The organism is Paenibacillus sp. FSL H8-0034 (assembly GCF_038000305.1).
Taxonomy (GTDB): domain Bacteria; phylum Bacillota; class Bacilli; order Paenibacillales; family NBRC-103111; genus Paenibacillus_S.
The window spans coordinates 5,000,308-5,015,561 of sequence record NZ_JBBOBS010000001.1 but is presented as its reverse complement, the minus strand read 5'-3'; the positions used below and the strand labels follow the sequence as shown (position 1 = coordinate 5,015,561).

The window sequence follows — 15,254 nt, the reverse complement described above, 5'->3', positions numbered from 1 at the left end:
CGGTGATAACCAATGAAAATGATCGAACTCACGCAAATTAGAAAAACCTATTTTCGTGGAATTGAAGAGCTTCACATTTTAAAAGATATTTCACTTTCCGTCGGTATTGGCGAATTTGTGGCAATTGTTGGTCCCAGCGGCTCAGGTAAATCGACCTTAATGAATATGATCGGTTTGCTGGATGTGCCTACCTCCGGATCGTACAATCTCGATGGAATTGCCACTGAAAAGATGAAGGACGATGAATTGGCAGGTTTGCGGAACCGTAAAATCGGATTTATCTTTCAGCAATTTAACCTGCTGCCGCGGCTGACAGCTATTGAAAATGTGGAGCTGCCGATGATTTACGCCGGTATCTCCAAAAAAGAACGTAGGGAAAAAGGGATGCAAACACTGGAACTGCTCGGTATGGCACAGCGCTCCCATCACCGTCCAAGCGAATTATCGGGTGGGCAGCAGCAGCGGGTAGCCGTTGCCCGTGCCTTGGCCATTGGTCCTTCCTTGCTGCTGGCGGATGAGCCGACCGGAGCTCTGGATTCCAAGACCGGGCAAGAGGTACTGGAACTGATGCTGCATTTAAATGAAATGGGTAACACGATTGTATTGATTACCCATGACCTGCATATTGCCGAAAATGCCAAGCGCATTGTCACCATAAGAGATGGATTAATTGTCAGTGATATGGAGAACGAGCCTGAGTTGCGACAAGTGAAGGCGCTGGAGGCAACACTATGAGAATTACGGAATTGCTGCGGATGGCGCTCAAAACCGTGAGTGCCAGCTGGATGCGAACATTGCTTACGATGCTGGGTGTTATTATAGGTGTCAGCTCTGTGGTGACACTGGTAGCGATCGGGCAAGGAACATCTGCTCAGATTGCCAAGCAGTACGAAAATATGGGTACGAACCTGCTGGTCGTGAATTTATTGAATACAGGTCGCGCCACACAGCTGGATTATCAGGAAATCATGACCTTTGAACAATTTCCCGAAATCAGCGCGATGGCCCCAACCGTTACTTCCAATATCAATATCAAATACAACACAACGCAAGACTCTTATACGGTCATGGGTTCCAATGAAAGGTACATGACCATTTTGAAGGCTTCACTTAAAGAAGGACGTTTTATCACGGAATCGGATCTGGATCTGCGAACGAATGTAGCTGTTCTCGGCACTACAGTTGCCAAGGAGCTATTTGGAAATGTCGATCCGTTGGATAAACAGATTAATATCAACGGCTTTCAATTTACAGTCGTAGGTGTGCTGAATGCGAAGGGCTCCACGATTGGCGGGGCTTCTGCAGACACCTCTGCGATCGTTCCACTGACTACAGCGCAACGTCAGCTGAACCTTGGTGCTATTCGGACGACATATGTTGAAGCGACTACGAAGGACGATATTACCAAAGCACAGGCGACCTTGACTTCATTTCTGACTTATAAGTTTAAAAATGCCAACGGTTTTCGGTTTACGAATCAAGACCAGCTATTATCAGCAAGTACAGAAGCCTCGAACACGTTAACAAGCCAGCTGGTCAGTGTTGCTTGTATCTCCCTCTTGGTTGGGGGCATAGGGATTATGAACATTATGCTGGTTACGGTGAGTGAGCGTACGAGAGAAATAGGTATCCGTAAATCAATTGGTGCCAAGCGTCGCAACATTTTGCTGCAATTTCTGTTTGAGGCTGTCGTAATCAGTGGATTGGGTGGAATAATCGGACTTGCCTTAGGTGTTGCTCTAGCTAAGCTATTGCCTTATTTTAATCCTAAGCAGCTGACGGTTGTTTCTTTTGATATCAGCTTGTATGCATTTTTGTTCTCGGTTCTGGTCGGTGTTATTTTCGGCTTGTATCCAGCGAACAAAGCTTCCAAGCTTCGGCCGATTGACGCTTTACGTACCGATTAATATATTCAAAGAAGAAAGTTTGCTACGCAAACTCAGTTGATGCTTACGAAGATAAGTTTGCTACGCAAACTCTAAGGAGGAATTACAACATGGTTGTTCAATTACCTGATGGGAAGCTGTTACATAAGGGACGCATTGCGGTTCTTATCGTATCGATACTTTGTTTGATATTCTACTCATGGTCTACTGTGATTACTTATGCCGGTAAAGAAGGCGTGTTTATTAACAATTCGGTTTATTTTACGCTTGAGGAGGTTTCGATTTCCAAAGGTGCTGATTCACAGATGATGCGATTCAATGTCAAGCTTAACAATGATGGCGACACAGTAGTTGATTTTAATCAGTATGGCATTAAAGTGACCTCAACCGCAGGTGGCAGCTATTATGCACAAATGAGTCAAGCGGCTGATGCCCTGGTTTCACCGCATACTGCGGTAGGCTACTATTATGTAGCAACGATTCCCGGGTCACTCCAAACAAGTGATTTAAAGGTTACCGTATTTCAGCGCAGCGGTTCCAGCACACAGGATGTAGGCTCCCTTTCTGTAGCGAATGCAGATTCGATAGGTGAGCAGGCTCAGCAACTGCTGCTGAATCTGGCTGAGGTAGACACCTCGTTGACCACAAGCTCGTATGTATCCATCGAGGCGATCAAGGCGATTACCGTACCTCAGGACGGGAAATGGACTGTACTGATAGACGCAGCTGTAACTCCGACAGGCTCAGAGACCATTACACTGCCCTCAGGATTAAAATATTTGCTTCGTGATGGTCAAGGCAGAACCATGGTACTAGCATCGAATGCTATCGACGGCAGCAGCATTAATGCAGGTCAAACCAAGCATGTATTGTTAACTGCCACAACGGATTCTGTACCGGTTACCGATAAAATGTCATTGGAGCTTTCGCTGGATAATACCGGTATTAAATCATTTGGCAAGCTAGCGTTGTCTTCCATATTTCAATTAGTGAAAATGGGTGACCGCACTCCATATCTTATTCAAGGTCGGACAGGTGTTACATTGGAACTGCAAAAAGCGGAGGAGCAGTTGATCTCCACTAAAAAAGGTGCATTAGTTACGGCTGTTATTCACAACGATAGCAAGAGCACCTTGCAGACACCTTCATTATTAGGGACTTTAATCTCCAGTGATGCAGCGCTATCTGTGAGTGCAGAGACCGTTGTCTCGCCAGAGGCATATATTGCGCCTGGAGAATCCGGTATTTACCGATTCGCAGTTGTATTGCCGGAAGGGATAGCAGCAGATAAGCTTCAATTCCTGGTATCTGATACCGGCAAGGTTTCAGGAACGGGAACTGCTTCCGCATCCAACAACTCATCTGCATCGAATTCAACCAATACGAACACATCAGGTTCAACCGGAGCCTCGACGACTAACTCGTCGACATCAAATTCAACAACAACCGAGGCCGCCACGAACACGACAACAAACAGTAATTCTTCATCTAACTCGTCGTCGGCTTCTCAATCGAATAGCACTTCGTCGATTACAAGTTCGGTACCAATAGCGATAGTTAGTTTGCAAGAAGGGCTTGCTGCTGCTTCCAATCTGAACTCCATTCCACAGTATGAGTTGGGACAGCCGTTCATTTTCTCTACTGGCAGCCATATCATTGATAATAATCTGGAAGTTTCCATGGTGGAGCTGAATGGACATACCAACGCTGACAATGGTTATCAGACCGTCATTGCCAAATTTAAATTTTTGAACAAAAGCAATGACACGCTGGCCTTGCCAACATTTGATACGACTTTAACAGATAGCTCGGGAACTATCTTTCCGGGAACACGTCAAACGACGTCTCTCACGCAGTTGATTCCGGATTCAGCTTATGTATACAGTTATTCGTACATGCTGCCGCCATCGGCACAAGGAACCTTTAAATTGAGTATTCTGGACAGCTCCAATTCATTGAAATTAAAGCTGCCTATCGCCGATTACAAGGTGGCAGTCAATCAAGCAGGTGAGGATGATCCTACCGCAGTGAGTAAGAAGCTATCATTCTACCCGTACACAGTAAATATTGAAGAGTGGAACTTGTCATCCGTGTTCAGCTCCAATGCTTATACGTATAAGCTTAAACTGAGTCTTGATATCCAAAAGGCTGCAGAGGTTATTGTCGATAATACATTCGCTCAAATGGAATTCGAGCTTGTAGACGGCAGGGATCGAGTCTTGGGAAGTACGACTCAGCAGCTGCAGGGTACAGGTAAATTGATCAACGGAACACAGACGATCACCTTTACCGATATCAAGTCCGAGCAGCTCGATTATCCGTTGACTCTGCACATCTATGAGGACATCACTACTCCAACTGGAGTCGCCAAACGGTTGATTGCTACCTTTAAACAATAACATAGACCCTCCTCAGCGGCCCTTGATGCAGATATCTGCTTCCAGGGCCGTTTATTTATGGTTATGGTGCTATGGTGAATAACAGCATGAATACCCTGAGCAATGGCGACGTAGCCAATGAGCTCAGGGTATACTTATACAATGCAAATAGGGTAGAAGTTAATGACATAAAGGGATGCTGCTATTTAGCTATGTTAATTTGTGATCGTGTTTCTATGGGTTAGACGATAATTACCATGTCCACGGAGATTGACCCCACGGCCATTCCAATTTACGGGTGGATTCATATTTATAAACAGCACCATTCGCAATTGCCAATTGGTTGCGTATTTCTTTGCGTTGTTCACACAACTCATCATGCTGGGTTAATGCGTTGGCATCCTGGGGATGTGAGTCCAAATATAAAATCATGTCGACTAAGGCAAAATCGACTGCTTCCAGTTGCTCTAATAATTCGCTGTTGTTTGCTTTAGATGACGTTTTCATAGGATTAGCTCCTCTTTTATATTGTTATGTTCTTCTAAGAAATATATAAACCTTCTACAACAGTTTAAAACAGCCTGAGAATGATTAACATCATTTTCATTTATTGGCTCAACTATAGTTGCTTGGAATTATATGAACATACGTTCGCATAAAAGGCGGAAACATGTTATAATAACGAGAGCTATATGCAATATGCACATCATGTTATTGAAAGGAAGCGTACGAATGTTATGACGGGACGTACCCATCTGATTGTAAGCACAGGAGTCACCATGTCCGTTATGCAGCTAATTGGACAGGGGGTTACACTGCCGGGCTTTGCCGTTGCATTGATCAGCTCACTGCTTCCTGATATTGATGAACCCAACAGCCTATTGTTGCAAAAGACGGTTCCCAATTCCTTGATCTTGAAATTGAAGTGGCTGCTCGCAGCTATCGGGGTAGGGTGGACCGTATATGCTTACCTGCAATCCTTTTTTCTTCCATACAGCTATGGGATCGGGATCTTGTTAATCGCGATTTGTTTGGCCAACCATCGCTTGTTTCGTCAATTGCTGATGGCTGCTCTTGGTGGTCTGCTGCTGTATCTGGGCGCTGATGGTGGTCCGTGGCTGGCTTCAGTTGGAGCGCTGCTTATGGTTTGCTCTGTGCTTCCGCACCGCGGCTTGACGCATTCGATTTATGGAATTTTAATCTGGGGTGGTTTGCTCTATGCAGCCTCTGTTCAGTTGGCCATTCCATTGTGGATAGCAGGTGCCGTTTCTTACACGCTGCATTTGCTCTGTGATATGTTAACGAAGCATGGTATACAGCCGCTTCCTCCATTCAAGTGGAAGCTCAGAATTCCAATGATGAGTACTGGCAAGTTCAGCGGCTTTCTGGTGGAAAATGTGTGTATCACGCTCACGCTGGTCCTGCTATGGAATGCCTTTGTGACTCCCTTGGGCAGCCAGGTAAGAGCGATCTGGGACTCATTATGGTTTCAATTCGGTGGTGTATAGGGTGTTGTAAGGTGTCTCTTGGACAGGATAGATAGAAATGCCAATTGCTATAGTTACCCCCAGGTAAGTTGATAAAGCTGCGGTCAGTTATTTTAAAATGAAGATCTTAAGGATATAATGATTTGGAACCAATAAAGAATATACGGATGCACAGGATGCATACATAGAAGCGGAGGCGTACTAATGAATTCCTTTCAATTTCAGAATCCAACTCGTATTATATTTGGAGCTGGTACTGTAAACAAGCTTGGCGAGCAGTTGGCCGAATATGGAAAAAGAGTACTATTGGTATATGGCGGCGGTAGCATCAAAGCCAATGGGCTATATGATCAGGTTCAGCAGCAGTTGCAGCAAATCGGAGCCGTCGTGCATGAACTATCCGGGGTAGAGCCAAATCCTCGTGTATCAACAGTTCGCAAAGGAATTGAGCTGTGCCGCGAGCATTCACTTGACTTTATATTAGCCGTAGGCGGCGGAAGTGTACTTGATGCAGCCAAAGCAGTTGCTGTGGGTGTTCCTTATGAAGGGGATGTATGGGATTTTCTGATGCACAAAGCACAGATCACATCAGCTTTGCCACTCGGAACCATTTTAACTCTTTCAGCGACAGGCTCGGAAATGAATGGTAATTCCGTTATTACCAACTGGGAAGAAAATCTTAAAAAATCTTTCGGAAGTATTCATGCTTATCCGAAATTCAGCATCCTGGACCCGACCTTGACGTATTCAGTGCCTGCCAACCAAACGGTCAATGGGATTGTCGACACGATGTCTCATGTTTTCGAGCAATACTTTTCTCCAACAACCAACACGCCACTTCAGGAGCGTTTGTGTGAGTCCATTCTGCAAACTGTTATCGAGAATGGGGAAATTGCACTGAAACAGCCTGACAACTATGAAGCACGTGCGAACCTGATGCTCTGCGGAACCTATGCACTGAACGGTGGTATGATCAGTGTTGGTATGCAAAACGATTGGTCGACACACATGATCGAGCATGAAATCAGTGCTATTTATGATATTGCGCATGCAGAGGGCTTGTCAATCGTATTCCCTAACTGGATGAAATATGTATTTAACGCACGTCTTGATCGTTTCGTTCAATTTGCCGTACGTGTGTGGCAGGTTGATCCGGCAGGCAAGACCGATGAGGAAATTGCACTCGCAGGTATTCAAGCGACACGCGATTACTTCACAAGAATTGGGGCACCTGCAACTCTTGGCGACTTGAATATTAACGGAAAAGAGCTTGACCGGATGTCCAAAGAAACCGTTCGTTTTGGTTCGGTTGGTTCGTTCAAAAGCCTGGACGCGGATGCAGTTCATGAAATTTTGGAATTGAGTTTGTAATTGCCATTAGGAGAACCAACATGAGCACCTTGAACAGCACGACGCCTTCCAGGGCGCAGCATATTATTTTTATAGTGGTTACGGTATCCTTCTGGGCATCACTGTACACGTACGTCCCGATTCTGTCACCTTATTTAGAGCACTTGGGCGCATCCTACAGTTTTGCCGGATTGGTATTGGGAAGCTATGGTCTTGTGCAAATTGTGCTCCGCTTGCCGCTCGGGATTGCTTCTGACCGGTTAAAGGCGCGAAAGCCTTTTATGATGCTCGGGATGCTGGCGACCTCGCTAAGCTGCCTTTGTTTTGCTTGGGGTGAGCATATGGGCTGGGCACTTGCCGGGAGGATCATGTCCGGGATCGGTGCTTCCACCTGGGCGGCATTTACCGTACTATATGCAAGTTATTTCAGGCAAGAGCATATGACGAGAGCTATGGGGCTAATCAGCTTGTTGACGGCAGCCGGGCAGCTGCTTGGGATGAGTATCAGCGGTTATTTGGTTGAGGAATGGGGATGGAGTGCTACCTTCTGGGCAGGCAGCTTTATCGGTATAGTCGGCTTGCTGGTGAGCGCAGCCATTCGTGAACCGAAGCAAAGTATTGCGCTGCAGCCGATCCGACTGAGCGGCTTGCTTCAGGTGATGAAGGAGCCTCTTCTATTAAAGGTTTCTATGCTGTCAATATTGGCACACAGTGTGCTATTTATTACGATGTTTGGCTTTACACCTTCGCTTGCCATTGCGCTTGGAGCCAATAAGTTTGATTTAACCTTGCTCGTATTTGCTTTTATGATCCCACACGCGATGACCTCCTTCTTATCCGGGAGAGTACTCGCACCCAGATTTGGGTCTTGGCAGGTAGTAGCAGTTGCATTTGTATGCAGTGCTATATGCACCGTGGTGATGCCTTTGGTTAACAATTTTTCCATGCTGCTCATTACACAAATATTTAACGGATTTTTTCAAGGTCTTCATTTCCCTTTATTGCTGGGGCTCGTTATTCAGCATATCCAGCCGGAGAAGCGGGCAACAGCGATGGGATTTTATCAAGCTGTTTACGCAACCGGAATGTTTGCCGGACCCTTTATGGCTGGATGGCTTAATGAATTTGGTGGTCTGAATAGTGGATTTTATTTTGCAGGCATACTTGGCTTTGTAGCTGCGGCTTTGACTTGGACCTGGAAGAAATCGCAGGCTGAACAAGAGCTTGGCTAAGCTATGAAATACACACAACCCCCGAATCCATTTCAGGAAATCGGGGGTTATTTCTGTGCAATTATTGATTATTTCCCGGGTAAGCGCACAACTCGATAAAACAGTACGAGCTTCGACATTTTAGTTCCAGTTCACTCCAAGAATCAACAGATTAAGCAAATTATATCATATAGTTAGCGCTTTCAATCGCCAACATCAGTGATCAGGGAAATAATTTTTTGCAGCCGGATGTACTCATTTTTCTCTAGTCCTGGCCGGAAATAGCTGTACAAATAGGCAGCCTCATCAAAGCTTAAGGCGGGATGGCAAACAATTTCCTGAATAGAGAGCGGATTATCGATCAGAATTTGCCATTCACCTGCTCGTTCGGTTAGTGGAATTCTGGCCATAATATCGGATTTAATGGATACGATCTGTCTCAACTCATCCCAGATGTGAAGCCAGGAAGGACTGAAAACGCCGGGCTCGGGAAATAAACGCTGCCCTTTATCAAGCCAGCCTATGACCTGCTCAATCTCCGCATCCTGCATAAACTTCAGCTTGTGCTTGATCCCCTCCAATAATTGATGAAAAGCGGAATAACCTCCGTTATGCACCATTTGCTGATAATCAGCCTGCTCCTGCTCTGACTCCGCATAAATCAAGCTTTCCCAAGCACTAGCTTTCATCATTTCGTTCAACCCCTTGACGTGGATAAATGCACCATTTGGTTTAAATTTAGTATAATTATGAATCTGATAAAAGTCTAGAAGTCCAGTGAATAAGTATCGCTGCGCGGCCAAATATCCTTCCTATCACGGAGCGGACTGCTTGAGCCGCAGCCTGCCATTGGCAGCATAAATGCCTGTGAGGATCAGTGCAGCTCCTACAAAATGGTAGATGTGAATACTTTCCCCGGTAAAGGCTGTAGCAAAGATGGTACTGAATAAGGGAATGAGATTGAGGAATCCGGCACAGCGGGCTGGTCCGATGAGCGCAATTGATTGATTCCAGGCCGAGAATGCAACTAAGGAAGCGAATACCCCAATATAGACAATACCTGAGCCGATACCAAGTGAAATATGGAGTACAGGCTTAACGAGTAAAACCTCAACAACAGAAAGCGGAATCAGCAGTGCGACAGAAATGATAATCGTATATACAAATAACGCTTGGGCCGGAACCTGTTTGGCAGATCGCCGCATTCCGACGGAGTATAACGCCCAGCATAAAATCGCCGCAAGCATCCATAGATCACCTTTATTAAAGGAAAGACTGACCAGCACATCCCAGCTGCCGCGAGTGATCATCCACAGCACACCCAACATGGATACACCTATGCCCGGTATGGTTTTCAAGCTGATTGGCTCCTTCAGCATCACCCACGAAACCATAATAATCAAAATAGGTGTAGCCGCATTCATAACCGCTGCGTTGATTGAGCTCGTATACTGCACAGCAATGTATACAAGCGTATTAAAGCCTGCAACCCCTGTTAATGATAGGAACGTGAGCATTTTCCATTTTTCTAAAAATAGGGAACGATGCTTCCAGGCTTCTTTGGCATATATGGGTGTTATTACGATTAACGCAATACACCAGCGCAATGTGGCCAATAGAATGGGTGGGATATCCGCCACAAGCACTTTTCCAACAACAAAATTCCCGCCCCACAGACAGGTCGCCAAAATTAATAGCACGTAGGGTGATCGCCAGTTCATGATTATGGAACTCCTTTTCTTGCCGCTTATAAGTGACATTAGTGTAAATGCAAACCGTGAGGAATTGCAAGTTATTTGTATTGTGCAACAATAGGTTCTTATTGACCATTAAATGTTCGATTCATTCGTCTTATAATTGAATTACCAAATGTACCCAAAGGTGGGGTTACGAGTGAAAAAAGTATGGTACCAGCGGATGTTATGGTCGTATATTCCGATGTTTATGATTGTAGTCTGCTTTTTATTTTTCGTATTTTTCCAGACACTGGCAGAGCAAAACAAGAAGGACCTGTCTATGGCTAACCAGGTATTTACCCGACAGGTGTTGTATTATATTGATGCCACTCTGCAATCCATTGATTATTTGGTTATTAATGAACTGTTGAACAATGAGTTGTTCAAGCAATTTTTTGAAGAAACGGATTCTGGCGACGTGCTGTTGAACTACAAAATTGCCGATAAGATCAAAAATTTGAAGCAGATGAATCCGTTGATTGATTCGATCTATCTGGTGCGTTACCATGACCAGTTTGTGTATAACGGCAATATTCTGAATGGCCGAGAAAGCTTCACGGACGCTGCTTTTGTTGATCAAATGAAGCGGGATGCTTATCCGAATCAATGGTCAAATTTGCGTAAATTTCGTGAGTTTGTAAGGATGGATACCAAATCTGTTGTCAGTCTGGTTCGCCATTCCCCATCTAATGTAGAAAAAGGGGTGCTTGTCGTCAATGTGAGTACGGTTCAGCTGCAGAAGAAAGTGTTGGAGCTGTATCATAACTCATTTCGGTTCGTAAGTTTGTTCGACCGCAACGGGGAGCTGCTATTCGATGACGGTCACAGTCTGGATACACAAATAGAGGACAACCAGATGATCTCGGCCGAAGCCTCTACATACACAGGCTGGGTTATACGCAGCGGCTTGATGGCGGGGACGCTGATCAGTGTGGCCTCAACCGTTTCGGGATTTTGGATCGTGCTGGGAATTATAGCTTTTACACTTGGTATGATTTCGATTTTATATGTCACACGTAAAAACTATAAGCCGATCGACGAGCTGCTCTCCCGTATTCATGCCTATTCGCATCCGCTGAAACCGATTATAGGTGGAGATAAAATAGATGAATTTAAGGTGATTGGCACCGCTTTGGGAAGTCTGATGGAGCAAGCGAACGGTATAGCCCAGCAGTATGAGGATGAGCTGCGGGTGCGTATGAAATTGTTTTTCCACGAATTGCTGAGAGGTACACCGAAAATTCAGCTGCCTGAATGGAGCACTCAAATGCGCAGACTGCAGATGAGCGATACGTTTGAGCAACAGCTCGTCATTGTCGCAGAGATTGATCGGAGCACTGATTTTATTCAGTCTTATAACGAACATGATCAATATTTGATTAAATTCGTAATGGCAAGCGCTTTCAAGGAAGTGATGGATAGCCACAGGATACCGGTTTGGATTGAATGGACGTCAGATCACCAGCTCAGTGCTATTGTAAGCAGACCAAATGAGGGGGAAGCGACGAACGATCTGATTTTTACTGCCTGTGAGCAAGTTCAGACCTGGTTAAAAGCTAACCTCAAATACACGGTCACGATGGCTTTGGGTACGATAGCAGAGCAGCCCGCCGATATTGCGCATTCCTACAAAGCAGCGCTGAGATCGCTGCAATATAAGGCCGTGCTTGGTCATAATCGAATTATTCTACAAAAGGATTTGGAGCTTCACTCCCAGGAGGATCGACTCAAATATGTTCAGCTTTTGCTTAAAATGATTGAAAGCTTTGGTATATATCAAGAAAAATGGCAGCAGTGCCTGGAAACGATTTTTTGCGAAATGAAAAAAGATATGCTTTCCAGAGAATTTATATTGATCGTGTTGAATGATTTGATCTGCTCTTTAAAAAAGGAACTGAGCAAAATGCCAAAGACCGGCAGCTGGATGGAGGAAGGAGAGCTGGAGAGGCTAGAACAGGCAATGGTTCAGTTCGAAACGTTGGAGGAAATCCAAGAGCAGTTTACCGAGGTTCTGAATAGTTGGTTTCAGCGTGTGGACGCATTTCATAACCGTGCTCAGCTTCATGATTTACTTAGGGAGCTTAAACAATATATTGAGCAGAACTTTATGAACCCGGAGCTGTCGCTTGACCATCTGGGACAGCAGTTTCGTATGAATGGCAAATATATCAGCTATGTATTTAAAGAAGAGTTTGGGGAAAAATTTATCGATTTTCTGACCCAAATCCGTATGCGACAAGCACAGCAATGGCTGTGTGAGACCGACTGGCCTATTCAGGATATTTCCGAAAAGGTAGGGTATGCCAACTCGATCTCATTTCGCAGAGTGTTTAAAAAACATTCAGGTGTATCCCCCGGGGATTATCGCAAGGTAAAAAGTGCTTATAAATGATTTTTTTCAAATGATACGAATTAAGTATGGTCTGCGAAAATCGCTTGCAACCACCGTTGTCCACGCATAAGAAAACAGTTTGCCAACAGGAAAATGGATTGTTGATCTATGATCAAGAGACCTCTAAATTGAGAATAAGCATTACAATTCCAACTTTTGTAAAATTAAAAATCAAGTAAAGGAGGCCAACCCGACCAGCGAGTCCCAAAGGGACGATGCGTCCCCGAAAACACACAGTCTCACCGCCAGCATCACACCAAAAGTAAAATGTCCTACCAACGCTGTAGAACCAACAACAATACAGCGAGTCTCAAAGGGACGATGCGTCCCCGAAAACGCACAGTCTCACCACCGGCAACACACCAAAAGTAAAATGTCCTACCAACGCTGTAGAACCAACAACAATACAGCGAGTCCCAAAGGGACGATGCGTCCCCGAAAACGCACAGTCTCACCACCGGTAACACACCAAAAGTAAAATGTCCTACCAACGCTGTAGAACTAACAACAATACAGCGAGTCCCAAAGGGACGATGCGTCCCCGAAAACGCACAGTCTCACCACCGGCAACACACCAAAAGTAAAATGTCCTACCAACGCTGTAGAACCAACAACAAAACAGCGAGTCCCAAAGGGACGATGCGTCCCCGAAAACACACAGTCTCACCACCAGCAACACACCAAAAGTAAAATGTCCTACCAACGCTGTAGAACCAACAACAAAACAGCGAGTCCCAAAGGGACGATGCGTCCCCGAAAACACACAATCTCGCCACCAGCATCATACCAAAAGTAAAGCGTGTCCCGAAAGGGACGGAGCGGGCCATCCGCACACAGCCTCACCACCAAACATTACACCAAAAGTAAAGCGCGTCCCGTAAGGGACGGAGCGGGCTAATCCGCACACAGTATCGCATACCACCAAGGGAGTCCAGAGGGCCAAGCCCTTTGGGCCCTCCCTTAGGGGAGGGTTTGGGAGGGGGAGCTTTCCATTAAAAGACACTGGCAACTATATCTAATCGTCATATTACCGCTGCTGTACCTGATCATCTTCAAGTACATCCCGATGTTTGGCGCCCAAATTGCATTCAAGGATTATAACGTAGTTAAGGGAATGCTGGGGAGCCCGTGGGTGGGGTTGAAGCACTTCGAGCAGTTTTTTCAATCACCGAATTTTCCGGTTCTGATCCAAAATACATTGTTATTAAATCTCTATGCTTTGCTAGTGGGGTTTCCGGCTCCGATTATATTGGCTCTGGCATTGAATGAGCTGCGGCAGGGGCTGTTCAAAAAAACGGTTCAAATGGTCACCTATGCGCCTTATTTTATTTCTACAGTGGTTATGGTTTCCATGATTATTATCTTTTTATCTCCACGGGTCGGTTTTGCTGGCAGTGTATTGAAAGCGTTTGATATGGAGTCCGTGAATATTCTCGGGCTGCCGGAGCTGTTCAGGCACATTTATGTGTGGTCAGATGTTTGGCAGCATACCGGCTATGGGGCAATCATTTACATGGCTGCACTGGCAGGCATCAATCCGCAATTGTATGAGGCGGCTAAGGTGGACGGTGCATCACGCCTGCAAAAAATATTCAACATCGATATTCCCGGAATCATGCCCGCGGCGGTCATTTTACTAATTTTAAACGTCGGTCAATTAATGAATGTCGGATTTGAAAAAGTATTTCTGCTGCAAAATCCGCTGAATACCGGTACGTCCGAAGTGATATCTACTTATGTTTACAAAATCGGCTTGATCGGCGCCAACTTTAGCTTCTCTGCAGCAATTGGCTTGTTCAATTCCGTAATTAACCTGATTCTGCTGCTGTTGGTGAACTTCATCGCCCGAAAAAGTTCCGAAACCAGCCTATGGTAGAGGAGGCCTGAGACTATGTCCAAATCGAATGCAATTCGTGAATCCCATGTGGATAAGCTTTTTCTGGCTTGTATTTATGTATTTCTGGGGGCTGTTCTTATAAGTGTACTGTACCCGCTTGTATACATTGTAAGCTCCTCCTTCAGTTCGCCGCAGGCGGTAGTTTCGGGAAGAGTGTGGCTGTTTCCGGTTGATTTTAGTCTTGCGGGCTACGAGGCTGCTTTCAAAAATCCGCAAATTATGATCGGCTACCGCAATTCCGCCTTGTATACGATTGCTGGCGTCTGTATTAACATTATTTTAACGGTAATGCTGGCGTATCCATTAGCAAGAAAGGATTTTAAGGGCCGGAATGTGATCATGGTGCTGCTGGTCATTACGATGCTGTTTAACGGCGGGCTGATTCCCTACTATATGACGGTGAAAAGTGTAGGGATTCTCAATACGCCATGGGCGATGCTGCTGCCGCAGGCCATGGCGGTGTGGCAGGTGATTATTGCCAGAACTTTTTTTCAAACGACGATACCGGAAGAATTGTATGAGGCTGCAGAGCTTGACGGGTGCAGTGATCTGCAATTTTTGTTGAGGGTCGTGCTTCCCTTATCGAAGCCGATTATCGCTGTATTGGTGCTGATGTATGCAGTGGGCCATTGGAATGCTTATTTTGACGCGCTCATTTTCCTCAAATCCTCCAATCTGTTTCCGCTGCAAATCATATTGCGCAATATTTTGATTCTTAATAACATTGACGCTTCTTCGATGATGATCGATGCCAATCAAATGGCTGTTAGAGAAGGCCTAAAGGATTTGCTAAAGTTTTCCTTGATCGTCATCTCCAGCTTGCCTGTGCTGATTTTGTATCCTTTTATTCAAAAGCATTTTGTTAAAGGTATTATGATCGGGTCCCTTAAGGGATAAATTGAAATGAGGGAGCGTTG

General features: G+C 45.3%; 12 protein-coding genes. 9 read left to right on the top strand and 3 right to left on the bottom strand.

Annotated features, from left to right (window positions below):
• Nucleotides 1-12: 12 nt before the first annotated feature.
• The 3 genes from NST47_RS22630 to NST47_RS22620 all read left to right on the top strand — a co-directional run bounded on the left by NST47_RS22630 (nt 13) and on the right by NST47_RS22620 (nt 4,285).
• Entirely contained in the window at nt 13-735 is a 723-nt protein-coding gene (locus tag NST47_RS22630) for an ABC transporter ATP-binding protein (protein ID WP_076228657.1), read from the top strand.
• Nucleotides 732-1,907 (top strand): ABC transporter permease, encoded by a 1,176-nt coding sequence (locus NST47_RS22625; RefSeq protein WP_341157159.1) that lies wholly within the window; start codon nt 732-734, stop codon nt 1,905-1,907. The genes NST47_RS22630 and NST47_RS22625 overlap by 4 nt, the downstream gene beginning before the upstream one ends.
• A gap of 89 nt (nt 1,908-1,996) precedes the next feature.
• On the top strand, nt 1,997-4,285 hold the full coding sequence (locus tag NST47_RS22620; RefSeq protein ID WP_341157158.1) for a hypothetical protein: 2,289 nt from the start codon (nt 1,997-1,999) through the stop codon (nt 4,283-4,285).
• Between the two features lie 231 nt (nt 4,286-4,516).
• Here NST47_RS22620 and NST47_RS22615 read toward each other — a convergent pair whose 3' ends face one another.
• Nucleotides 4,517-4,771: a spore coat protein CotJB gene (locus NST47_RS22615; protein ID WP_341157157.1), complete on the bottom strand. Its 255-nt coding sequence runs from the start codon at nt 4,769-4,771 to the stop codon at nt 4,517-4,519.
• Between the two features lie 185 nt (nt 4,772-4,956).
• Between NST47_RS22615 and NST47_RS22610 the strand changes: the two genes are divergently transcribed.
• The 3 genes from NST47_RS22610 (at nt 4,957) to NST47_RS22600 (ending at nt 8,333) form a co-directional block, all read left to right on the top strand.
• A complete protein-coding gene (locus tag NST47_RS22610; protein ID WP_341157156.1) occupies nt 4,957-5,772 on the top strand; it encodes a metal-dependent hydrolase in 816 nt (271 codons plus the stop codon).
• A gap of 183 nt (nt 5,773-5,955) precedes the next feature.
• Nucleotides 5,956-7,122: an iron-containing alcohol dehydrogenase gene (locus NST47_RS22605; RefSeq protein WP_341157155.1), complete on the top strand. Its 1,167-nt coding sequence runs from the start codon at nt 5,956-5,958 to the stop codon at nt 7,120-7,122.
• A 20-nt stretch (nt 7,123-7,142) separates the two neighbouring features.
• Nucleotides 7,143-8,333 carry an MFS transporter gene (locus tag NST47_RS22600; RefSeq protein WP_341157154.1) on the top strand — a complete coding sequence of 397 codons (1,191 nt, stop codon included), beginning with the start codon at nt 7,143-7,145 and terminating at the stop codon, nt 8,331-8,333.
• A 182-nt stretch (nt 8,334-8,515) separates the two neighbouring features.
• On the opposite strand, the gene NST47_RS22595 is transcribed toward NST47_RS22600, so the two are convergent.
• Together NST47_RS22595 and NST47_RS22590 are read right to left on the bottom strand one after the other, a co-directional pair.
• Nucleotides 8,516-9,004 carry a hypothetical protein gene (locus tag NST47_RS22595; protein ID WP_341157153.1) on the bottom strand — a complete coding sequence of 163 codons (489 nt, stop codon included), beginning with the start codon at nt 9,002-9,004 and terminating at the stop codon, nt 8,516-8,518.
• A 123-nt stretch (nt 9,005-9,127) separates the two neighbouring features.
• Nucleotides 9,128-10,033: a DMT family transporter gene (locus NST47_RS22590; protein WP_341157152.1), complete on the bottom strand. Its 906-nt coding sequence runs from the start codon at nt 10,031-10,033 to the stop codon at nt 9,128-9,130.
• 172 nt (nt 10,034-10,205) lie between these two features.
• On the opposite strand from NST47_RS22590, the gene NST47_RS22585 reads away from it, so the two are divergent.
• The 3 genes from NST47_RS22585 to NST47_RS22575 all read left to right on the top strand — a co-directional run bounded on the left by NST47_RS22585 (nt 10,206) and on the right by NST47_RS22575 (nt 15,234).
• Complete coding sequence (locus tag NST47_RS22585) at nt 10,206-12,440, top strand: helix-turn-helix domain-containing protein (protein WP_341157151.1); 2,235 nt, start codon at nt 10,206-10,208, stop codon at nt 12,438-12,440.
• 991 nt (nt 12,441-13,431) lie between these two features.
• Nucleotides 13,432-14,316 (top strand): ABC transporter permease, encoded by an 885-nt coding sequence (locus NST47_RS22580; RefSeq protein WP_341159731.1) that lies wholly within the window; start codon nt 13,432-13,434, stop codon nt 14,314-14,316.
• A 15-nt stretch (nt 14,317-14,331) separates the two neighbouring features.
• A complete protein-coding gene (locus NST47_RS22575) occupies nt 14,332-15,234 on the top strand; it encodes a carbohydrate ABC transporter permease (RefSeq protein ID WP_240418586.1) in 903 nt (300 codons plus the stop codon).
• Nucleotides 15,235-15,254 lie beyond the last annotated feature (20 nt).

Coding starts and splice junctions, on each gene's coding strand:
- NST47_RS22630 (WP_076228657.1), top strand. CDS start 13: ATGAAAATGATCGAACTCACGCAAATTAGAAAAACCTATTTTCGTGGA.
- NST47_RS22625 (WP_341157159.1), top strand. CDS start 732: ATGAGAATTACGGAATTGCTGCGGATGGCGCTCAAAACCGTGAGTGCC.
- NST47_RS22620 (WP_341157158.1), top strand. CDS start 1,997: ATGGTTGTTCAATTACCTGATGGGAAGCTGTTACATAAGGGACGCATT.
- NST47_RS22615 (WP_341157157.1), bottom strand. CDS start 4,771: ATGAAAACGTCATCTAAAGCAAACAACAGCGAATTATTAGAGCAACTG.
- NST47_RS22610 (WP_341157156.1), top strand. CDS start 4,957: ATGCAATATGCACATCATGTTATTGAAAGGAAGCGTACGAATGTTATG.
- NST47_RS22605 (WP_341157155.1), top strand. CDS start 5,956: ATGAATTCCTTTCAATTTCAGAATCCAACTCGTATTATATTTGGAGCT.
- NST47_RS22600 (WP_341157154.1), top strand. CDS start 7,143: ATGAGCACCTTGAACAGCACGACGCCTTCCAGGGCGCAGCATATTATT.
- NST47_RS22595 (WP_341157153.1), bottom strand. CDS start 9,004: ATGATGAAAGCTAGTGCTTGGGAAAGCTTGATTTATGCGGAGTCAGAG.
- NST47_RS22590 (WP_341157152.1), bottom strand. CDS start 10,033: ATGAACTGGCGATCACCCTACGTGCTATTAATTTTGGCGACCTGTCTG.
- NST47_RS22575 (WP_240418586.1), top strand. CDS start 14,332: ATGTCCAAATCGAATGCAATTCGTGAATCCCATGTGGATAAGCTTTTT.